General features: G+C 33.1%; 1 protein-coding gene. It reads left to right on the forward strand.

Annotation, left to right across the window (positions count from 1 at the left end; all coding sequences use genetic code 11):
• Positions 1 to 553, forward strand: a 553-nt coding sequence (locus tag FUA24_RS24720; protein WP_148546097.1) for an acylneuraminate cytidylyltransferase family protein, incomplete at both ends; no start/stop codon positions are given.

Here is a 553-nt window from a genome sequence, read left to right on the forward strand (position 1 = left end):
CGTTGAAGCAGCTAAAAACTCTAAAAAATTAGCTCATTTAATTTTAAGTTCTGATGATGATGACATTATTCATGTAGCTAAAGAGTTAAACGTAGAGGTGCCTTTTGTAAGGCCAAAACACTTAGCGGAAGATGCATCACCAACTTTAGGGGTTATTCAGCATGCTTTACAATTTTATAAAGCACAAAACATACATTTTGATGCTGTATGTTTGTTACAAGTAACCAGTCCGTTTAAAACGGGAGCTTTTATTGATAAAGCCATAGCAAAATTTGAGAAATCTGATTGTGATGCTTTAGTATCGGTTCAAAAAGTGCCAGATGAATATAATCCGCATTGGACATTTAAAGAAAATAATGAAGGTTACATAGAGTTAGCAACAGGCGATAAAACAATAATTTCTAGACGTCAGGACTTGCCTAAAGCTTATCATAGAGATGGGCTTATTTACATTACAAAAACCGAGGTGTTATTAGAACAACATTCACTTTATGGTACTAAGTTGGCCTATATAAAATCACCTTTAGACTATACTATAAATATTGATACTCTA

This window comes from Seonamhaeicola marinus (assembly GCF_008085455.1).